Here is a 22,465-nt window from a genome sequence, read left to right as displayed (position 1 = left end):
AGGGCGTTTATATGACGGATACAGATAAATGGAGTGAAGCGGCCCAATATGCGTCGATGATGAATATGGTCAACATTGTAGTCTATATCCTGTGCATTGGTCTCGCTTGGTGGGCTTTGCAGTCGTTCCGCTTTGATGTGCTGCTCAAAATGCCCAAAGGCGCGCAAGCCATTATGCTGCAAATATTGCTCTCCATTGCTCTAGGCAACCTGGTTGCAAGCTTTTTTATCCAATATCTAGGACTCTCCATGGGCTTCAGCAAAATGTTCTGAAGGATGTTTAAAAAGCCAAAGCGGACTTTTGAAACTTTCATTTAATCAACTTTTTCGAATAATGCGCAGTTTTCTTGTCAACAATGGATAATAGAACGGATCAAAAAATGAAACGCTATCCGAACTCTATGGTTGGCAATCGAAATGCCAAAAGAACACAGTTGTCCAATATAGGGTGAAATGATAAACTTAGGAAATGTGTAATGCGTAAGATCGACAGGAAACTACAGTATTATTCAAAATAAGTTCGCGGAGGGACCATGATGAGCAAAATTATCGTCCGCGGTGGCCGAAAGTTAGCTGGGAATGTGAAGATCAACGGAGCGAAGAATGCGGTTCTGCCGATTATTGCAGCTTCCATTCTGGGGGCGGAAGGTGAAAGTGTCATCCATGATGCGCCTCCCCTTGACGATGTACTAGTCATCAATAAAGTACTGCAGAGTTTAGGAATTGAAGTGGAATATAATCGACAGGTGATACGTGTTCGCGCTCAGCAAATCGCCACTTGCGAAGCTTCTTATGATCTTGTCCGCAAAATGAGAGCATCCTTCCTCGTGATGGGCCCGCTCTTAGCGAGATTAGGGCAGGCGAGAATTTCCCTTCCAGGCGGTTGTGCCATCGGTACAAGGCCGATCGATCAGCATCTCAAAGGCTTCGAAGCTATGGGCGCTGACATCGAGCTGGGACAAGGATATATTGAAGCTAAGATTAAAGGCCGCCTGAAAGGCGCCAAAATTTATTTGGACGTAGCTAGTGTCGGGGCAACCGAGAATATTATGATGGCGGCCACGTTAGCCGAAGGTACAACGATCATCGAGAATGCAGCCAAAGAGCCGGAAATTGTCGATTTGGCCAATTACTTGAATGCGATGGGTGCAGTTATTCGTGGCGCAGGAACAGGCGTTATCCGCATAGAAGGCGTAGAGAAGCTCCGAGGGGTCGTACATACGGTTATTCCGGATCGGATTGAAGCGGGTACATACATGATTGCGGCAGCCATTACGGGAAGCGATCTGTACATGGAGGGCGCAATAGGAGATCATCTCAGACCAGTAATTTCGAAAATGCAAGAAATGGGCGTCCTCATCGAGGAAGATGAGAACGGCATTCGCGTCTGCGCGTCGGGACCGCTCCGTGCCGTGGACGTGAAGACGCTGCCATACCCGGGCTTCCCGACCGACATGCAGTCGCAGATGATGGCGCTGCTGATGGTAGCGGATGGCACGAGCCTCGTGACTGAGACCGTGTTCGAGAATCGCTTCATGCACGTGGAAGAGTTCGCGAACATGAATGCACAAATCAAAGTCGATGGCCGCACGGCTATCGTCAGCGGTAATGCGAAGCTGCAAGGCGCTAAAGTATGCGCAACCGACCTGCGTGCAGGAGCGGCGCTCATTCTAGCCGCACTAGCGGCCGATGGTGAAACCGAGATCACCGGCGTCCATCACATTGACCGAGGGTATGTCGACATTACGGACGTCCTCCGCGAATTGGGAGCGGATATTCATCGCGTAGTACCCAAAGAAGTAGAGGAAGAAGTGGTTGACATGGGCTTTTTCAACATCCAGCCGACGTTAGCATAAGTTTAGAAACCGAAGCCGGTTCCTTAGGGGGCCGGCTTTTTTTTGCCCGGGATTATGCAACATGCCGATTTACGTGTAAGTGATGAGTTATTCATAACCTTGCGCAGGTTAGTTTTGTAGGTGCTCAGATAAATTTTTCCGGCAAAAAGTGCCTGTTTTTAGAGCAAATCATGTTAGAAATGTGAAAAAACTACCAATAGTGCCGCTAATTCAGCTATCTACAAGGATTTCCCCAATTTATGCTCGATTACCGGCACTACATGCAAATAAATGGACGGAAGAGGCTGTATAAGCAAAATTAACAACATGAAAAGCCGTTTTTTTTGAAATGAGACTTTTCACAAAGGCGTGGTCTGAACGCATTTCATTGGATTTTAATCCAATGCGATCTTGCAATTAATTATGAAAACGTTTATTGCCTAGCGATTAATGGCCGGCATCTTCCGAGTTCTAATCTAGTAATCCCTCACATAACCATAAGGTATAGCTAAACTACCTGCTAGCAACCGCGGTTATGGAGGCACTAGACAATGTACAAGAAGAATAAGGCTCTGAAGTCTCTGAATGTTAGGGTCATCCTCTGGATGGCTGTTTGCTTGTCGACCATGCTCTGCGTCACTATCATTGTCCCTGGGTTGCTAGTCAAGAAGATTCCGCACACCAACAGCCCCGTTCATACCGGAAGCGATTTGGCTGCTCAAACTACGGAACAAGGTCTAATGATCCCTGTATATTTAACTAAGAAAAATATGGTCGAGACCGTTCCGCTAGAGCTGTACGTCAAGGGGGTACTTGCCGCTGAAATGCCGATCGAGTTCGAACTGGAAGCGCTGAAAGCGCAGGCGATGGCCGCCCGTACCTATGTAGTGCGCAGAGTGCTGGAGAAAGATTACAGCAATATGCCTGTCAATGATGCGCTTGTTACAGATACAACGGCCCATCAAGCCTATCTCAGCGAGCAAGAGCTGCGCGATAAGTGGGACAAGAGTATGTACGAAGCGAACATGGCCAAAATCGATAGAGCGGTAAACGATACGAAAGATATGATTCTCACCTATCAGCACCAGCCGATTAATGCCACTTTTTTCTCCACGAGCAACGGGTATACCGAAAACTCGGAAGACTACTGGCCATACAAGATCCCCTATCTTCGCAGTGTGCCAAGTCCTTGGGATGCAAAGCTTTCACCGCGTTATCAGGAAACCATCCAAATCAGCTACAAAAGCATGCTTCAAAAGCTGGGAGTAACCAGCATCGCCACCGTCAGTACAAGCTCGAAAGGAATGAAAGTGATAGAGTGGTCGGCAGGCCGCCGCATTAAAAGCATGACGATCGGCGGCAAAATCTTCTCCGGCCGTGAAGTAAGAGAGAAACTGGGATTGGCTTCCTCTCAATTCTCCTGGAAGTGGAAAGGTCCTCAGCAGATAGAGTTTACTACCTATGGATACGGGCATGGCGTCGGCCTCAGCCAATGGGGCGCCAATGGCATGGCGAAGGAAGGCAAAACGGCCGAGCAGATCGTAGCCTATTATTACACTGGCATCTCTATCGAAAAAGCAACCCCTTTTATAAAAAAATCTTAAGAGGATGTTTTAAAATTCCACTTTGATAACGAAGTATTTCATGGAGCTGATTCGACATCGAATCTTGAACGAATTCGGGAAGTCCGGTACTCACGTAGCAAATCTCTACGCTCCGTTCCTCCTTCTCCGAGATTCGTTCAACCTTCTCGGTTCTGAAAGCGGAATTTTTAAACTTAGATTTATATCTTTACCGTTTCTATAAAAATATCTTTCTTCAAGTATAAAACCTTTAAATGTGTCAAGAATGGTTGATGAGGTGATAACCATGAATGATCAAAACAAAGGTTTTCAGAAGGAAGAAGCTCCTAAAACTGCACAAGGAGCACAAAGCACTACATCTGCATGGAAGAGGTTGCTTGCTAAGAAGTGGGTATTCCCAGCAACGTATATGGCAGCAGCGGCAATTATCTTAACCTTAATGTGGGTGTACCAGGACGCCGGGAAAAAAACAGTCAGCCAAGAAGATCTGGGTATTAAGGTTAGCAGCAATGAGAAAGCGACAGACGGCACCAAAGCTCCTGACAACTCGGTAGCGGTATCCGCACAATCCGAAACGATGGGCTTGCCTTTTAAAGACAAGTCGCAAGTTGACGTTTCCATCGGCTTCTATGACACCAATGCATCGAATGAAGCAAAGCAAGCGGCAATGATCCAATACGGGGATCAATTGACACCGCACACGGCCATCGATTATAAAGCAAAAGATGGTTCCGCCTTTGAAGTATTGGCTGCGATGAGCGGTAAAGTGACCGCTGTCGAGCAGAACCCGGTTGTCGGTAATCTCGTCGAGATTACGCACAGCAACGGTCTTGTGAGCGTCTATCAAAGCTTGGCTGACGTGAAGGTGACTAAAGGCGCTGAAGTGAAAAAAGGCGATGTGATCGCCAAAGCGGGACGCAACGAATTCGAAAAAGAAGACGGTGTACACCTGCACTTCGAAGTCCGCCAAGGCAGTGATGGCGCTGCGGTAAATCCGGAGACGATTTTGAACGAAAAACAGCAATAAGCCTACATATGTTAAGAGCAGCGGGTCCATCCCGCTGCTTTTTTTGCGTAATCACCAGGGGCTCCCCCAAAAGTAATGTCTAAACTCTTATCGAAGCAATTCGGAGATGTTTGACCGACTTGAATGGTGAGTTTAGACGCCGATTGAGCAAAAGCTCAATGCGGACGGAATATTCTTCGAAGGTTTAGGGTCACTTTTGGGGGACCTTTGTAAAATAAATGTGCGAATTCAGCTTGTCAGGCTTGGCTACGTAGAATATCTAGTCATGCCCCTCATATAATGTACCAAACTATCTCGAGTAGGGAGGCGAGGGGAGTGCACGATTACATCAAAGAGCGGACCATTAAAATTGGTACTTGTATCGTTGAGACCAAGAACACGGTTCGCACCATTGCTAAGGAATTCGGCGTTTCTAAAAGCACGGTGCACAAGGATCTGACGGAACGGCTGCCGGAAATCAACCCGGACCTGGCCAATCAGGTCAAGCACATTTTGGAGTACCACAAATCCATCAGGCACCTTAGGGGAGGAGAAGCAACAAAAATCAAATACCGGAAAACGCGCAGCCCTAAGTCCTCCGAAAACTTAGTCACCGTCAAGTCCTGACGGTTCCGACATCCGTGAATCCTTCCTTATAATGGTCTTGTCGAATTTTCACAAAAAAAGAGGAATTCATGCATTTATAGCGAATTTAGCTTATAATTAGAACTATATATAAGAGCGCCGATTCTTCACGGGATGGACGGTTTAGTTTAGGGAGGATTAACTTGAATGTTGAGTAAGGATATTGGAATAGATCTCGGTACGGCGAATGTACTAATCCACGTAAAAGGACGCGGCGTCGTGCTCGATGAGCCTTCCGTAGTGGCAATTGAAAGCGATACGAAACGGGTGCTTGCCGTAGGCGAGGAAGCCTTCCGCATGGTCGGACGGACACCGGGCAACATCATAGCGATTCGTCCTTTGAAGGACGGAGTTATCGCGGACTTTGATATTACGGAAATGATGTTGAAGCATTTTATTGCCAAAGTGGGGGGCAAAAGCTGGTATTCTCATCCGAGAATTCTCATTTGCGCTCCCACCAACATCACCTCGGTTGAGCAAAAAGCAATTCGTGAAGCGGCGGAGCGCAGCGGTGCCCGAGAGGTATTCATGGAAGAAGAGCCTAAAGCGGCAGCGATTGGCGCCGGCATGGATATCTTCCAGCCCAGCGGCAATATGGTCGTAGATATCGGTGGAGGAACGACGGACGTCGCAGTCTTGTCCATGGGTGACGTCGTCACCTCCTCCTCCATCAAAATCGCGGGGGACAAGTTCGACACGGCGATTACGAAGTATATCAAAAATAAGTACAAGCTCCTTATTGGGGAACGGACGAGCGAAGATATTAAGATCAAGATCGGAACGGTATATCCACACGGAAGAGATGAAGAGATGGATATTCGCGGAAGAGATATGGTATCCGGCTTGCCGCTTACGATCACGATACACTCCAGCGAAGTGCAGGAAGCGCTGTGGGATCCGGTTTCATCGATCGTGACGGCTGCGAAAGGCGTACTGGAGCGCACGCCACCAGAGCTTTCGGCCGATATTATCGATAGAGGCGTTATTCTGACAGGCGGCGGAGCTTTGCTGCACGGTTTGGACCAACTGCTCGCGGACGAGCTTAAAGTGCCTGTATTAATTGCGGAAGATCCGATGTCCTGCGTCGTCAAAGGAACAGGCATCATGCTCGACAATTTGGATAAAGTGAGCAAACGCAAATTCAACTAATGAATCAGCATACTTCCTAAGAGGTGAAAACATGCTAAGGGGACTGTATACCGCCGCTTCGGGGATGATTTCTGAGCAGCGCAGACATGATACGATAACGAATAATATTGCCAATATCAATTCACCGGGTTTTAAACAAGGCCATGCGCTGTCCCGTTCGTTCCCGGAGATGCTGATTTCCACGATTCGTGGTGGACAAGGCGCGGGGGCGGCACCGCTTGGGAGGCTGAATACCGGGGTGTTCTCGGAGGAGAGCATCTCGTTACATACGCAGGGAGACCTGCAGGAAACGCAGAATCCGTTCGACTTTGCCCTTGTCTCTAACATTCAAGTGCCTGGAATGACGTTTGATGCTGCTGGTAAGTATGTGAACGAGGACGGCGAGCGGACGTTCCAGCCTCAGGCATTGTTCACGGTACTGAATGCCGACGGCGAGCAGCGGTATTCCTTGAACGGTAAATTCACTGCCGATACGGCGGGCCGGTTGGTCAACGCGAATGGTGATCTTGTTGTCGGACGAGATGGCCAGCCGATTCGTCTCATCGATGGGACAGGCCAGCCGATTCATGTGTTCAAGGTGACGGATAAAGGTGAATTCCTGGACAGCAATGGTCAGCAGATCGTCGATGCTGCAGGGCAACCGATCGGCCTTATGCTCTCCCGGGCTGAGAATCCTAATCTGCTGCTTAGAGAAGGCAACGGGTTATACCGCATTAATCCCGGCGATGAAGCGACCATTACCCAAGTTGCCGCAGGCGATCAGGTTGAGGTGCGTCAAGGCTTCGTTGAGCGTTCCAACGTGGACTCCGCGCAATCGATGGTTGACATGATGACTGCCCTTCGCGCGTATGAAGCGAACCAGAAGGTCATTCAATTTTATGATAAAAGTATGGAGAAAGCCGCTAACGAAGTAGGACGCGTATAATCCGGCCCGCGAAGGAGTAAGCCATGAACAATTCCATGATTAACTCATCGGTATCCATGCACAGCTTACAGCAGAAGCTGGATATCCTTTCGAACAATATAGCGAATGTGAACACGAACGGCTTCAAGAAGAAGGAAGCTTCATTCGAGGACGTTCTAACGAATGTGAAAGGCCAGCCTGAGGGCTTCCGCCAGCAAGGACGGTTCTCGCCGCTCGGCTTCAACCAAGGCTGGGGCTCCCGTTTGGTGCAGATCCAGACGAACTTGGCGCAAGGGCCGATCCAGTCGACAGGCAATGCAACGGACTTCGCGATTCAGGGAGACGGACTGTTTGAGGTTGCGATCAGCAGCGTTGACGAGAACGGCAATCCGGGATTCCGGACAGCTTGGACGCGTAACGGCGCGTTCAACCTAAGCCCTGATGCGGAAGGCAATACCGTGTTGACGACCAAAGAGGGGCATTTCGTGAGACGTGCAGACGGAGGCGTCATCAGTATTCCTAGAGGTTACCGTGCAGTTGTTGATCCGGATGGATCCGTTAAAGGATATAATGAACAAGATCCAAGCGCTGCGCCGATTAATCTTGGAGAAATCAAGCTGGTTCGCGTAGTGCGTTCGCAGCTTCTGAAGGATTTAGGAGATAACCTGTATACGCTGCCAACCGGCATGACGGCTGCAGAGCAAGCCAACGTGCTGCAAACCGTCAACGGCACTGCCAATAACGATGCAGACCGTGTCTCGCTGATGCAAGGTTATCTGGAGCAATCCAACGTGACGCTAGCGGATGAAATGACAGATCTGGTCATGGTTCAGCGTGCCCTGCAGCTCAACTCCCGAGCTATCACTTCTTCGGATCAGATGATGAACTTGGCGAACAATTTGCGCGCCTGATAGAGGAAAGGGAGGGATAAGGCAACATATGCCCGACAAGTCTACTCCAAAAAAGAAGAAACCGCAGCCGAAGTGGCTGAAAATTACATTTCTTATTCTCAAAATCATTCGTGTTCCCGTTTTAGCGGTGCTTGCCGTTTATATCGGCCTCTGGATCGGTTATACCAAGCTGGGCCAACAGCCTGCTTCGGAAATCTTCCATATGAGCACGTGGCGGCATTTGTACGATTTGGTATTTGCGAATTAACCGAAACTCCCGCGAGGGAGTTTTATTTTTTGGAAAGGAACGGTATAATGAAGGAGGTTTAGGATCGTTTTGTAGATTTCACGGCTCGGGAGTGGTAACTTGAATATTCCGAACATGCTCACGATCAGCAGGTTTCTCCTGATCCCTGTCTACCTCATGTTCTTCTTCAACGGCTATATCAAAATCGCCTTTCTCATCCTGCTGCTTGCGGGACTTACGGATATTCTCGACGGTTATTTGGCGCGAACCAGAGGGCTTATTACTCAAGTGGGTGTCATGCTGGACCCGCTTGCGGACAAGTGCATGATGATCACAGTGATTCTATCCCTGCTGATCTCGGGCATGATTCCCTGGGAAGCGGCAGCAGCCATGTTCATTCGCGATTTGGGAATGATTATCGGCTCCGCGTTCTTTCATTTTCGGGGTAAGCTAACGGTCCCTGCGAATGTAATGGGCAAATTAACGACCGTCCTTTATTATTTGGCCATTCTATTTATCGTCTTTGAATTAACCTTTGCGATCACGTACCTATGGTTTGTCATCATCGTTTCATTCGTTACCTCGATTATCTATATTATCCAATTCCTCTTATTGAACCGTAAAGATAAAGCTGAGTACCCATGAAAAAAGAGCCTATGTATCGACCAGCCAATCAGGCCTATACATAAGCTCCCTTATATCAACCTTCACTTCCTGCAGTTCGTGAAGGGACAACATTATTGTAAGTTGTTACCTTGTATTTTATGCAAGCAATTTGAAAGGAGAGCATCTTTGTTATGCTAGATATTAATCAAATTCAAGAAATTATTCCTCATCGTCCGCCATTCCTGTTGGTTGACCGCATTTTGGAAGTGGAAGAGGGCGTTAGAGCTGTAGGTATTAAGAATGTGACGATAAACGAGCCGTTCTTTACAGGGCATTTTCCCGGGTATCCGGTAATGCCTGGCGTGCTGATCGTTGAGGCGTTGGCACAAGTAGGCGCTGTGGCCGTTCTGTCCATGCCGCAATACAAAGGCAAAATCGGTTTGTTCGCAGGCATCGACGGCGTGCGTTTCCGCGAGCAAGTTGTTCCTGGAGACACTCTGACGCTGGAAATGACCATTACGCGGGTTAAAGGAACCGTTGTGAAAGGCCAAGCCATAGCGAAAGTTGGCGACAAGGTGGTAGTCGAAGGTGAACTTATGTTCGCCCTTGCTAATAAATAATACATAGACTAAAGGAGATGAACCTGACAACTATGACGCGTGTGCAAACTCAATATCAACTATGGCTGGAGGACCCAGCAATTGATGCTCGAACCAAGGAAGAACTGTTATCTATTCGTGATGATGCAAAAGAAATCGAGGATCGATTCTACAAAGATTTGGAATTCGGCACAGGCGGACTGCGTGGTGTCATTGGCGCCGGTACGAACCGGATCAACATTTATACGGTTGGCCGAGCGAGCCAAGGTTTAGCGCAATATGTGCGCGGAACGGGTACAGATGCTCCTTCCATTGTTATTGCTTATGATTCGCGTTATATGTCACCGGAGTTCGCGCTGGAAGCGGCGCTGGTATTCGCGGGGAATGGCGTTAAAGCGTATGTATTTGAAGCGCTTCGTCCGACGCCGCAGCTTTCATTTGCAGTTCGTTATTTGGGAGCGACAGCAGGTGTTGTGATTACTGCGAGCCATAACCCGCCTGAATATAACGGATATAAAGTGTATGGCGCAGACGGAGGGCAGCTCGTTCCGGCTTTTGCTGAGCAGGTCATCGCAGAAGTACAGAGTGTAGATTCCTTTGCTAAAGTGAAGAAGCTGACTAAGGCGGAGGCGGAAGCACAAGGACTTCTTCAGTGGCTTGGTGAAGAGATCGACGCGAAGTACATTGAGGCGGTTGCAGCCGTTAGTCAGAACCCGGAAATCATCAAACAAATCAACGACGATTTCCGCATCGTCTTCACACCGCTGCACGGTACAGGTAATTTGCCTGTGCGCGAAGTATTGAAAGCCGTAGGTTTCGGCCAAGTACGCGTCGTAGCGGAGCAAGAGCTACCGGATTCTCAGTTCTCGACGGTCAAATCGCCGAACCCGGAAGAGAAGGACGCCTTCACGATCGCAATTGCGCAGGCGAAGGAGTGGGATGCCGATATTATCATCGGAACCGATCCGGATGCGGACCGCATGGGTGCAGTGGTGAAAGATCCGAATGGCGAATATTTTGTGCTGACGGGTAACCAATCTGGCGCAATCATGGTTAACTACTTGCTATCGAGTTTGAAAGAACGCGGAACTTTGCCAGCGAATGGCGTCGTCGTAAAGACGATCGTGACCAGTGAAATGGGAGCGGTCATCGCGAAACATTACGGAGTTCCTACATTAAATACGTTAACCGGCTTTAAATATATCGGGGAAAAAATGACTCAGTTCGAACAGAGTGGTGAGTATGCGTTCCTGTTCGGATATGAAGAAAGCTACGGGTATTTAGCGGGAGATTATGCGCGTGATAAAGATGCAGTAATTGCAGCGATGCTTATTTGCGAAGCGGCCGCTTACTATAAGAAACAGGGCAAGACTTTATACGATGTACTGCAGGAGCTTTACGCATCCTTTGGATACTTTTTGGAAAAGCTTGAATCAAGAACCCTCAAAGGGAAAGACGGCGTGGAACAAATCGGCCAAATTATGCAAGCTTGGAGAACCAACCCGCCTGCTGAGATCAATGGTATTAACGTGACGGGTGTCGAGGATTACGAACAAGGCATTAACGGACTGCCACGAGAAAATGTATTGAAATTCAGATTGGCGGACGGATCGTGGTTCTGCCTGCGTCCTTCCGGTACCGAACCGAAAATCAAATTTTATTTTGCGGTGCAGGGATCTATAGGTTCTGAGGCTTCGCAGCAGTTAGATGGCATTATTCAATATGTACTTAGCCGTGTAGACGGATAAAAAGCAGGATAAGGAAATAGGATGTAAGGAACCTCTTCAGAACCAAAGTCGGTTATAGGTCGTCTAATGAATAGTTGGAAGTCAAATCCGCTTTCATTCGACCTAAGCTTAGGCTTTCAAGTCTGGAGAGGTTTTCGAATGTAAGAGGGAAAGTATAGCTAATGCTTACGAAGAAAGCTTTCCTCCGGAAAGCTCAGCATATGCTTTCGATGTCAGTTTTTCTTGCGAAAAACTCTAAGGAGTGGACAACTTGGTTCAGTGGTATAAAACATGGAATAATCCCCTGAAAAACATTTTATGGTGGCTTGTTATTATCGGCATGTTGGGCTCGCTGCCCTTAGCCTTTACCCGTAATCAGACGGAAACATCCGTCAATAAAGTGGAATTTGTTTTTGATTATCGTGATTTGCTCGATATTGCCGATATTCAGACGAATCCGCAAAGCTTTGTGACGGAGCAGCTCAAGAATATGAAGGCGGCAGGCATCGGATCGATGGCTGTTTACGAGAGCACGCTATCTGAATTAAGATCGAGCCGCCGGATCGAGATGTTTAATTCGCGTGATGCGATGGCAATGACGCAAACTTTTGGAGAGCCGAACGAGAATTACACATATATCTTGTTTGCCGATAACGCGACCCAGCAGAAGTTGGAGCCGCTGATTCAAAAGACGTTTGGCGATTTGAAGGTAGCCACGAAACCTTGGAATTTTAAAAATAGAAGCGGGCTTATTATTCAAATGAGCATGGATGACGCCTCCATCAAGACCATGGATCCGGACCCGATCACACTGCAAATGCTGAAGGACCAAGGGTTCCAAATTGTGGTGCGCCTTTCCAACCGCAGGCCTTTCGTTACCAATGAAATGGATCGTCTGCTCAAAAGTTTGCATGATATCGGCGTGAAACGTATCATCGTAGACGGTAACGAAGTTCCGGGTTACACGGAAGAAAATACCGAAGTGAACTTGAACAAAATGGCTGATCTGCTGCATAAAAATGGAATCGGATTGGCGGCTATTGAGCTGCTGAAGGAACCGCAAAAAGGGTTCAACACCTTAGCGAAACAGACCAACTATAACGTGGTTCGACTGCATTCTTTTACCGAGAAAGACGGGGAGAAGCTGACAGAACCTCTGAAAAAAGCTGAGCTCCAGGATCGCATTCAAGGCGTTGCCGATCGATTCGTGCTGGCGGTCAAAGATCGCAATATCCGCATGGTTTTCTTAAATGCCAAACCTGTAAAAAGCTTGGATAAAGGCAAACTGGTCGATCCATTAGGAGCTTTCTATGAAAGTCTGAATGGTAAGGACGGGGCCATCCCTCGCATAGAGAAAGTCGGCTTTACATTAGGACAAGCAGAGACATTTAAAGTGGAAACCACCGCTTGGCAGAAAATAGCACGTATCTTCATGCTTGTGGGCGGCGTAAGTTTGATTGTTCTTATGGTTACCTTCTTTGTTCCGGAATTAGCTTTGTTCCTTTTCGTTGCAGGGTTGCTGGGCGCGGTTGCTTTGCATGCCTTGTCGGCGAATTTTTACGCGCAAGGCCTTGCGCTGGGTACAGCCATTAGCGCGCCGAGCGTGGCAATCATGCTCGCGATCCGGTCGGTACGTTCCGGTGTAGCAGCCAAGTGGAAGTCAGGAATTGCTTATGGACTGTGGCAGCTTCTCAAAACGTCTTTGATCTCGCTAATCGGAGTCGTGTATGTGGTTGCGCTGCTGAATCACATTACCTATTTGCTCGTGCTGCAGCAATTCCGCGGGGTTGGTGTGCTGCACTTGCTGCCAATTGCGATTGCAGGATTGTACTTGCTGTTCTTTAGTGAGAAAAATACGTACGTCGAGAAGTGGGCTCACGTTCGACGTCTTCTTTCTTCCTATATAAGTGTGCTATGGATCGTAACGGCGGGCGTAGCGCTTGCGGCTATCTTTTATTACTTGTCGCGTACCGGTAATGAAGGACAAGCTTCCACCGTGGAAAAATTGTTCCGTTCTTTCTTGGAAAATACGCTGGGCGTGCGTCCTCGGACTAAAGAGTTCCTGCTCGCTCATCCGCTCTTCTTACTTGGGGCTTACTTGGCGGTTCGTTATAAAAATGCGGTTTATCTGATGTTCATCGGTGTCATCGGGCAGCTCTCGATAGTAGATACGTTCGCGCATTTGCATACGCCGCTTCATATTTCACTTATCCGTATCACGTACGGTCTCGTATTCGGTGCATTGATTGGCCTCGTCTTAATTGCAGCTTGGGAAATTGTCGCAAGGAGTTGGAAACGATGGGTGCCTCAGTTGTCAAAATAGCGCTATCGGGCTACTATGGATTCGATAATAGCGGCGATGAAGCCGTGCTTCAATCCATCCTGTTTGCTTTGCAGGAGCAAGGACGCGCCCAAGGAATCCGGATTGAGCCCATCGTGTTGTCGGCGAATCCGGAGAAAACATCCCAGATGTACGGGGTTCAGGCGTACCATCGGATGAAGCCGGGAGCTCTGCTTAGCGCGCTGAGCGAAGCGGACGGCTTAATCAGCGGCGGCGGCAGCTTGCTGCAGGATGCCACAAGCGCCAAGACGATCCCGTATTACTTGGCGGTTTTGAAGCTGGCGCAGTGGCTGGGCAAGCCGACATTCATTTATTCGCAAGGCATCGGCCCGGTGAACCGCCGGATGTTCGATGGCTGGATCCGCGGCGTGTTTAAACGCTGCCGGTATGTGTCGGTCCGCGACACGGAGTCCGCGGAGTTGCTTGGGCAGATGCGCCTCCCGCGGGAGCGCATCGAGGTCGTGCCCGACCCGGTCATGGGCCTGCCGCTGCGCGATGCGCGCAGCGCGGTGGGGCCCTCGGCCGGGCTGGCCGGTACGGACGCTGCTTCGCAGGCGTCCGGCGGGGGTTCGGGCGCGGCTGACGGCGCGCCTGCGAGCGTGCGGACGGTCGGCGTGTCCGTCCGCTTCTGGAACCAGGACCGCTCGGAGTTGGAAGCTCTCTCGCGGTCCTTGGGGCAACTGGTCGCAGCCCGCGCGGATGTGCGGCTGCGGTTCTTGCCCTTCCACCTCCCCTCGGATGAGGTGGCGTCGCAGTTCGTGATCGACCGGCTGGGCGATCACGGTGATCGTGTAGGGATGGCGCTCGGCGTCGTCCATCCGCAGGATATGCTCGAGCAGGTCGCGGGCTGCGACCTGCTGATCGGGATGAGGCTGCATTCTTTGATCTATGCAGCCTCGCAGTATGTGCCTATGGTCGGCATCTCGTACGATCCGAAGATCGACCAGTTCCTCCATAGGCTCGGCATGAAAGCCGCGGCATCGACCGCTCGCTTCGATGCCGAAGCCTTCACCGTCGAGGCGCTGCAGCTTCTCGACGGCAAACCCGAATGGGCGGCGTCCCGCAGCGCCGCCATCGAAGAACTGAAAGCGCAGGCGCAGCGCCCCGCGCAGCAAATCGTTTCCTTTTATATTGGAAACAAATAAAAGCAACCAAATATCCGATTCCAACGTCATAAAGGATGAGAGATTTTATGAGCCTAACAACAACTACAAATTCAGCGGCAGCGTCGGCAGCTGCTACCATACCCAAAGTACGTATCTATGGCGTTCCGGTCTCCAAGATGGGAATGAAGCAAACCGTCGCCTACTTGACGGACGCGATCGAGCAAAGACAACCGCATCAAATCATTACCGCCAATCCCATCATGGTGATGGCCGCTCAGGAAGATCCCGCTTATCTGCGCATGATGCAGGAGGCTGAGCTGATCGTTCCTGACGGTACTGGCGTCGTTTGGGCCGCTAATTATGTGGGTGAGCCTGTAGCGGAGCGGGTGCCGGGTTATGATTTGCTCCATGAACTTATGAAAGTCGGAGAGCCGAAAGGCTGGAAGGTTTACCTGCTCGGCGCATCTTCGGATGTGATACAGGCTGCAGCTGATCGCCTAAAGGCGTTATATCCAGGTATCGAGCTAGTCGGCGTTCGCGATGGCTATTTTGGAGCTGATCAAGACGCTGAAGTCATCGCGGATATCGTTCAGGCTGCGCCCGATCTCCTTTTTGTAGGAAGATCAGCAGCCAATCAGGAGCCTTGGATTGCCAAATATAAGGAACAACTTGCCGTGCCGGTCATGATGGGCGTCGGCGGAAGTTTTGACGTTCTTTCGGGCAAGCTAAAAAGGGCGCCGCTCATGTTTCAAAAACTTCGTTTGGAGTGGTTTTACCGCCTTCTGCAGGAGCCTTGGCGCTACAAGAGAATGCTTATACTCCCGAAATTCGCATTGAAAGTCATGCGCGAAAAAGAGAAAGTCACAAAACCATGAAAAAATCTTTGAAAATTGCCTGAAAAAGGTCATTTCAGACAAAATTAGCAGTGGTATTTGTGGACAATTCGGAGTATAATTCATTTCGGCGGATGACCTGCCACCCCAGATAAGAGGAGCTGTGAAGAAGAAGATGTATGGATTATATGCGATTGGGTTTATCGCTTCGTGCTTAATGGCGCTGCTGCTAACACCCCTGGTCAAAAAACTTGCCTTCTGGGTAGGAGCCGTTGACGCCCCGAACCATCGTAAGGTACATACCCGAATAATGCCGCGTCTCGGAGGATTAGCCATATTCCTTGCGTTCGTCGGAGCTTATTTCGTCATCTCTCCAGCACTCGACGGAGTCAACAAGGATGCAGCATTTGGTTTGCTGCTAGGCGGCCTCGTCATCGTCATTACGGGGGCATTGGATGATCGTTTCCAACTTTCGCCCAAATGGAAGCTGCTCGGACAACTTATCGCCGCATGTATCGTCGTAGCATTCGGGCTAAAGATCGACCTCGTTAACATTCCATTCGGAACGACCAACTTCAACATTGGCTGGTTAAGCATTCCGATTACTATATTATGGATCGTTGGCGTGTCCAACGCCATCAACCTCATCGACGGTTTGGACGGCTTATCCGCCGGCGTTTCCGGTATCGCAACAGCCACCATTCTGGTGCTGGCTCTTATGATGCCGAACGTGACCGTTGTACTGCTCAGCGTTATTTTACTCGGAAGTATCGTAGGCTTCATGTTCTACAACTTCCATCCGGCCAAAATCTTCATGGGCGACTCCGGTGCCTTATTCCTGGGCTTCGCCCTTGCGACTTTGTCCATTCTCGGCTTCAAACAAGCCGCTGTCGTCTCTTTGTTAATTCCGATCATGATCCTGGGCGTGCCCTTATCCGATACCTTTTTCGCGATCATGCGTCGCTACGTTAATAAATTACCGATCTCAGCACCGGACAAAAGCCACCTGCACCACTGCTTATTGCAGCTCGGCTTTAGCCATCGTACAAGCGTACTGATTATCTACGGAATAGCCCTTATTTTCGGCGGCAGCGCCGTTGTCTGTTCCGTGTTTATCTCCCAGGACTTTACGTGGGGACTAGTCATGATCATCGTAGCACTATTCCTGGTGATGCTCGTCGGCGCCGAAGCTATCGGCATTATCAGCAAGAGCCGCAAGCCTGTCTTGAACTTCTTCCAGCGTCTGCTCGGCAAGCCTGTCCAGAGCGATCGCGTAGGCAAGTAACGCCCTTATAAATCATTCAAACCCAGCCAATTGCGGCTGGGTTTTTCTTGCTTTTTATGAATTTTTTTCTTGCTCTAAACATTTCCTGCGAATCTACCGATAAGAAAGATACAACAACTTTTGGCTCATGGCCGCGTCTAATCTTGTAGAATGTTGGAAGTACATAGGAGGGATTGTCGAATACTGGTAAGTTGAGAGAATACCATGGCTTGACTAATATCATTTACATAAGGAGGAGCTAGTTTTGAAAAGCAAACCAAACAGAAACAAGTGGATTAGTATCAGTCTGATGATAGCTATGCTGATCGCACTCCTGCCGCCGATGACTGCTTTTGCTGCGCCGGTTATTAATATTACGAATTACTACGTACATACGGATCCTAATGATACAACGGTGGTCCAAGATCCTACACCCTTTTCAGATGCGTCAGTTCCAAGAATCACATCGAATCCGATCACACTGAGTGCTGATATTGGGGGTATCTCCGATGATCAGATAGCGAATATCTTTTACGAAATCAAAAATCTCAATACAGGGATTTCAACTCCCAATAAAACAAATCGAGCGATTAAAAATCCGAATAACAGCAACCAAATTACTTTTGAGAATGTGCAGTTAACGGAAGGTTTGAATAAAATTGTCATTAAATATGGCGGTACATCTACTGTTGACTCTAAGCCGGCTTGGATCTATTTTACTCCTGTTTCTAATATCACTGGTTTGAAAATTAATGATGTCGATTTCGCGGATGGCGGCATGTATCCGGCAACAGGACCGTATACGAACTTGACTGTTACAGGTAATTCTAATAATGCTTTTCAAGTAGATGCAACCGTCTCCGGAGCTACATATGAAGCGACGAACTTCTCTAATGGTATCTTTACCTTCCTTATGAATACCGGAAGAGCTTCTGATTTGACACTTACGCCAGGGGATAATCAAATTACATTTATCTCCAAGAACCCAACGAATTATTACACTGCTAAAAGAACGTTTGTTTACAATAACGGTCTGGGTTTTGCTTTTAACGGTAAGGTAAGGTTTAAAGAATCTGCAAGCAGTACTAATCAAGCTCTTGTTAATGTACCGAATTTACAAAGCAGTACTGATAACAATATTACTTTTACCGCAGATCTAAAAAACAGCAAAGGCAATATAACTGCAGGCAGTGCTGATTACACCTATGCTGATATTAGTGTAGCAGGTAGCGGAGCATCCATACGATATAATTTTGCCGATGGAACAGTAACGACAACGGGAAGCTTGAATGCTAACTCAACAGCAGTTCCACCAGTTCCAGCAGGAACTGCACCAAGTTTATCGACAACGGCTGCAGTAACGCCTGGAACGGCTTATGATGTTCATCATATCTCTGCTATTCTTCCTCTTAGCGGAACAACAACCTCACAAGAGATTGATGTTACATTTATCACTAGTTTAGGTGGACAGGCAACAACAAGATACTTGTTTAACTATACGAATCCGAATCTTCCTTATTTAGATCATGTAGCTCAATACTTCGCACCACCTAGTGCTCCGGCCTTTGAAGTCAAGTTGTCCGAGCAAGGGACGAATCAGATTAACGAATTCCCAGCTACTTTGAGAATTCATACAAATGCTAATTCCAATCAGGTTAAAGTAACAATTCCAGGATTTTTAAATAATGTAACAGTACCTGTAAATGCAAGCGGTATTGCAACGGTCGTTCTTGAGAATATTCCAGATGGTTTAACTGATATGACAATAGTACCATCTAGTACGAATCCGACTCTAGGAGATAATCCTGCTGGAACTAAGGTCTATAAATTAAATATCTCCAGCGCGCCATATGTTATTGTTAATAACTTATACAATGGTAAGGTAGTAAGCAACAAAACACAATTAACATGTGGTGCTACAATGGGTCCATGTATTACGGGTAAAATCGTCAACCTTCCTAAAACTGGATATTCAGATGTAGAATTGACAGTTAACGATACTAATATCCCGCTTACAGTAGGAGATTCTTCTGCAACACCCCCAACTACGGGGATGATTGATGCGAAAGATGGAACTTTCACAATTCCAGAAGCATCATTTTTGACCTTGTTCAATGCTGACGGAAAAAAATCAATCAAGTTCTCGCTTTACTTAAGGCCAAACGGACCAGCGCCGAACCCGAAAGTACTTGTAACTCAAACCAATTACGATGTCTTTGTGCTAAGCGACTTTGCACCTCTAATCGAGGAATTGGCCCTCGACGCTACAGTTACACCTAATAAAGCTGGCAGCTTGCCAGGTTCTTACCTGACAACTTCCAATAGGCTACAACTTACAGGTACTGTTTTGAATGCAAAATTGAACTCAGCGGATCCTGAATCTACATCCATTCTCTATGTAAGAAGTGTACCTGTCGGTTCTACTCTTACAGCAGGAACAACTCCATTGCTGGCTCAATTGTCTCAGGTCGTCAATCCATTAGATAACAACCAGATGACGACAAAGTTTAATATTACAACGCCACTAACATTAGATGCATATGGGGATTATGTACTCGAACTAGTTGCCAAAAATAAGACTGGTCGTACAACAAGTAAAATGATAACTGTTACAAAACAGCCAGTTGATTATGTATTAATTTCACCAACGAACTTCGTAAAAAACGCTAGCAACATTGATCAAGCTAATGTAAACACAAACTTTCAAACCGTCATTGTTCAAGCTGATGGTGCAGATAGCATCATATATAACAAAGTATCAGCGAAATTGATTGCTCCTGGGCAATTCAGACTCGATGTACCTAATTTAAAAGCTGGTAAAAATACCGTTAGCTTTGAAATTACTCGTGGTACCGCAAAAACTAAAGGTAGTTTCGTTCTCAATAACTTGAATACGCCAATTGAAGGCGCTCAGTATCGTACAACCCTTGCATCGAAAATGAATTTATTCGGCGGCGACCTTCAACTGACATTCCCTAAAGATACGAAGTTGATGAGAAATGATCGTACACAAACGGAGCAGTTCATTTCAGCAGATCGCAATCTTGTTTTTGGTATTGCTAATCAAGATGATGGGCGCGTGGATAAAGCTTCAGAAACTCCGGCCGGAACTCGATTCCTTCAAGAACCTACAGGACGCTTTAGACCGGCGAGCAAACTTTTCTGGGTTGATGGCGGTACAATTGATATTAGTGCAGCTAGCACAGCAGCGACGTTGAAAGATGCGCTCCAAGGTAGTGGCAATCTACCTTCTCCATCCATTCTTGGGCCAGGGGAAACAGCATTCTACTCTAGATTCATCAAGAATTTAGTTATTCCAACTGAACGTGGAACATTAACATTGAAATACGATGATGAAATTCGTAACGATTCCTGGAAATATCTATCCGTGTATCAATTTGGTACCTTTATTGATCCAAGCGGTACCGGTAATCAGTATGTTGGCTGGAAAAATATTGGTGGTGTAGTTGATCCAAAATCCCACACCATTAAAGTCCCGGTTGAAAGTTTCGGGTATTTCCAAGTCATGTACATGGATAATAGCTTTAATGATGTAACCAATCATGACTGGGCTCGCGATTACTTGGATATTCTTTATTCCAAAGGGATCATGAACAACAAAACAGCAGGTCAGTTCCTACCGAACGATGCTATTACCCGCGGTGAATTTGTAACGATGTTGGTTAACATTTTCGAAATTCCTTTAGTAAATGAGGATACAACGTATCATACGAACGATCCGACGAATCCGAACTTCCAAGGTACATTCGCCGATGTACGCAGGGGTCTAGGATTATCAAACAGCAGCAGCTTGTATGACTTCATGCATATTGAAGCCGGGGCCCGTGCTGGCATCGTCAGAGGAAACTCTAATGGATTATTCTTGCCTACGAATTCCATCAGTCGTGCAGACGCAGCAGTAATGATTGAGAGAGCGGCGAATATGAAAGTAAGCACGGATTCAACAAAATCATTAGCTAATTTGAAGAAACAATTCACAGACGCTGCTGATATTGATACGTATGCGTTGGCATCTGTAGAAGCTGTAGCCAAAGCGGGTTTCATCGATGGTATTGAAAACACACCAGTCGAAGGCCAAAAGAAACCAACTTTCAGTTTCGATCCTAAAGGCAACATGACCCGTGCTCAAGCAGCAGCGATTGCAAACCGTGTATTGAAGCAACAAAAGAAAATACCTTAAACAATAACTAGAAAGACTGTGTCCGAATTTTGGATGCAGTCTTTTTGTGTTTACTCAGTATTTCATGATATTTTAAGGAATCTTTTATTTATCATTCAGCTTCAATTCTCAATTTGTTCATAAATCAATAGTAAGCTTGTCTTGTAGGCAAATTGCATTAAAAAATCTATTGTCTCGCACTCTACCAACTGGAAAATTCTTATCAATGAATTTCGATGTACGAGATAGTATACTCAGTTTGTAGCCAAGGAGATAGACGCGAAGCTACAAAAAAGTATGCGCGAAAGTCACAGTCGCCCGTTGGTTATAAGTTTTTATAACAAAAAACTTCAAATACTTAGGAGGAAACAACCTTTATGAAGAAAAGCTTATCCGTAGTGCTTTCTGCAACAGTTGCACTGTCGATGTTCTCTTCCGTAGCATTCGGTAAAACATCCGCAGACTTCACAGATCTGAAAGATCTGGATGCAGCGACGAAAGCGAAATTCGATGCAATGATCAGCGCCGGTATTTTTGACGGCGTGAGCGACACTTCTTTCGGCTTGAAAGACGAAATGAACCGTGCGCAATTCGCGAAAGTAGCGGCATTGATCATGGGTCTTGAAATCAACAAAGACTTGAAAACATCGAGCTTTACAGATGTTAGTATGGACGATGCAGCCAATGGTTATGCATTGCCTTACATCGAAGCTTTGAAAACAGCTGGTGTAACTGACGGTTACGGCGAAAACACATATAACCCAGCGGGTAAAGTAACAAAAGAACAACTGGCAACTTTCCTGGTTCGCGTACTGGGTAAAGACGCTGATGCAAAAGCTAAAACTGGTACAGACACAACTGTATCCGGTTGGGCTCAAGGTTATGTCGCTTTGGCACTTGAACTGAAACTTCTTGCTAACGGCGAAGACGGTACATTCAGCGGCCAAGCTAACGCAACTCGCGACCTGCTTTTGACAGGCGCATACGAAGCGAAGCAACAATACGTACCGGCTGGTAAAGTATCTGTAACAGAAGCTAAAGCAACTGGTGTAAAACAAGTAACTGTAAACTTCAACAAACCAGTTGATACTGCGAAAGCAACATTGGCACTGAAAAAAGGTAGTGTTAATGTAGCAACTACAGTTAAATTCGCTGATGACAAAAAGTCCGCAGTTCTGACTTTGACTGATGTGAAAATTAGCGAGGGCGAATACACAGTAACTCTTTCCGGTCTGGATACAGCTGCAGTTGATAAAGCAACTGTAACATTCACAGGAGAAGCTGAAGCTGTTAAGAAAATTGACTTCGTTTCTGCTTCTGATACAATTGCGCAAACAACAAAAGCACAAGTGAAACTGGCTGCTAAAAACCAATATGATGAATTAGTAGACATGTCTGCGAGCAACTTTACAGCTGTAGTTTCCGGTTTTGACAGCAGCTTGGTTAAAGATAATGAAGGCAATCTGGTAGTTAAAATCAACACCAAAAGAATGACTGGTGCTACATCTGATACAAGCCCAGGCATGACAATGGTTCCAGTGTATGTGTACA

18 protein-coding genes are annotated in these 22,465 nt (G+C 47.3%); all 18 read left to right on the top strand.

The features are described from left to right. The first annotated feature begins 11 nt into the window (after window positions 1-11). Entirely contained in the window at window positions 12-272 is a 261-nt protein-coding gene (locus ICC18_RS29875) for a DUF1146 family protein (RefSeq protein ID WP_223192995.1), read from the top strand. A gap of 263 nt (window positions 273-535) precedes the next feature. Continuing rightward, on the top strand, window positions 536-1,855 hold the full coding sequence (gene murA / locus ICC18_RS29870; RefSeq protein ID WP_188178142.1) for a UDP-N-acetylglucosamine 1-carboxyvinyltransferase: 1,320 nt from the start codon (window positions 536-538) through the stop codon (window positions 1,853-1,855). A 530-nt stretch (window positions 1,856-2,385) separates the two neighbouring features. Continuing rightward, window positions 2,386-3,438 (top strand): stage II sporulation protein D, encoded by a 1,053-nt coding sequence (gene spoIID, locus ICC18_RS29865; RefSeq protein WP_188178076.1) that lies wholly within the window; start codon window positions 2,386-2,388, stop codon window positions 3,436-3,438. Between the two features lie 265 nt (window positions 3,439-3,703). Next, window positions 3,704-4,444 carry a M23 family metallopeptidase gene (locus ICC18_RS29860; protein ID WP_188178075.1) on the top strand — a complete coding sequence of 247 codons (741 nt, stop codon included), beginning with the start codon at window positions 3,704-3,706 and terminating at the stop codon, window positions 4,442-4,444. Window positions 4,445-4,759: 315 nt separating this feature from the next. Then, complete coding sequence (gene spoIIID, locus ICC18_RS29855; protein WP_188178074.1) at window positions 4,760-5,050, top strand: sporulation transcriptional regulator SpoIIID; 291 nt, start codon at window positions 4,760-4,762, stop codon at window positions 5,048-5,050. Between the two features lie 165 nt (window positions 5,051-5,215). Further along, complete coding sequence (locus tag ICC18_RS29850; protein WP_188178073.1) at window positions 5,216-6,217, top strand: rod shape-determining protein; 1,002 nt, start codon at window positions 5,216-5,218, stop codon at window positions 6,215-6,217. A 31-nt stretch (window positions 6,218-6,248) separates the two neighbouring features. Then, window positions 6,249-7,142, top strand: a complete 894-nt coding sequence (locus tag ICC18_RS29845; RefSeq protein ID WP_188178072.1) for a flagellar hook-basal body protein — start codon at window positions 6,249-6,251, stop codon at window positions 7,140-7,142. Between the two features lie 23 nt (window positions 7,143-7,165). Further along, entirely contained in the window at window positions 7,166-8,032 is an 867-nt protein-coding gene (locus ICC18_RS29840; protein WP_188178071.1) for a flagellar hook-basal body protein, read from the top strand. Window positions 8,033-8,060: 28 nt separating this feature from the next. After that, the gene (locus ICC18_RS29835) at window positions 8,061-8,279 is read left to right on the top strand and encodes a DNA-directed RNA polymerase subunit beta (protein ID WP_188178070.1); all 219 of its coding nucleotides are present in this window, start codon (window positions 8,061-8,063) and stop codon (window positions 8,277-8,279) included. A 99-nt stretch (window positions 8,280-8,378) separates the two neighbouring features. Beyond that, a complete protein-coding gene (locus tag ICC18_RS29830) occupies window positions 8,379-8,903 on the top strand; it encodes a CDP-alcohol phosphatidyltransferase family protein (RefSeq protein ID WP_223192994.1) in 525 nt (174 codons plus the stop codon). Window positions 8,904-9,055: 152 nt separating this feature from the next. Then, the gene (fabZ, locus tag ICC18_RS29825; RefSeq protein ID WP_188178069.1) at window positions 9,056-9,484 is read left to right on the top strand and encodes a 3-hydroxyacyl-ACP dehydratase FabZ; all 429 of its coding nucleotides are present in this window, start codon (window positions 9,056-9,058) and stop codon (window positions 9,482-9,484) included. A gap of 32 nt (window positions 9,485-9,516) precedes the next feature. After that, complete coding sequence (locus tag ICC18_RS29820; protein WP_188178068.1) at window positions 9,517-11,211, top strand: phospho-sugar mutase; 1,695 nt, start codon at window positions 9,517-9,519, stop codon at window positions 11,209-11,211. A 250-nt stretch (window positions 11,212-11,461) separates the two neighbouring features. Next, complete coding sequence (locus ICC18_RS29815; RefSeq protein WP_188178067.1) at window positions 11,462-13,513, top strand: DUF5693 family protein; 2,052 nt, start codon at window positions 11,462-11,464, stop codon at window positions 13,511-13,513. Beyond that, a complete protein-coding gene (csaB, locus tag ICC18_RS29810; RefSeq protein WP_188178066.1) occupies window positions 13,489-14,676 on the top strand; it encodes a polysaccharide pyruvyl transferase CsaB in 1,188 nt (395 codons plus the stop codon). The genes ICC18_RS29815 and csaB overlap by 25 nt, the downstream gene beginning before the upstream one ends. 47 nt (window positions 14,677-14,723) lie before the next feature. Next, a complete protein-coding gene (locus tag ICC18_RS29805) occupies window positions 14,724-15,512 on the top strand; it encodes a WecB/TagA/CpsF family glycosyltransferase (RefSeq protein ID WP_188178065.1) in 789 nt (262 codons plus the stop codon). A gap of 133 nt (window positions 15,513-15,645) precedes the next feature. Further along, a complete protein-coding gene (locus ICC18_RS29800; protein WP_188178140.1) occupies window positions 15,646-16,755 on the top strand; it encodes an MraY family glycosyltransferase in 1,110 nt (369 codons plus the stop codon). Between the two features lie 244 nt (window positions 16,756-16,999). Further along, entirely contained in the window at window positions 17,000-20,935 is a 3,936-nt protein-coding gene (locus tag ICC18_RS29795; protein ID WP_188178064.1) for an S-layer homology domain-containing protein, read from the top strand. Window positions 20,936-21,291: 356 nt separating this feature from the next. After that, a partial coding sequence (locus ICC18_RS29790; protein ID WP_188178063.1) for an S-layer homology domain-containing protein occupies window positions 21,292-22,465 on the top strand: 1,174 nt, incomplete at its 3' end.

This window comes from Paenibacillus sedimenti, from assembly GCF_014534655.1.
GTDB lineage: Bacteria > Bacillota > Bacilli > Paenibacillales > NBRC-103111 > Paenibacillus_E > Paenibacillus_E sedimenti.
The sequence above is the reverse complement of the archived record's forward strand: the minus strand, read 5'-3'. Positions and strand labels throughout refer to the sequence as shown.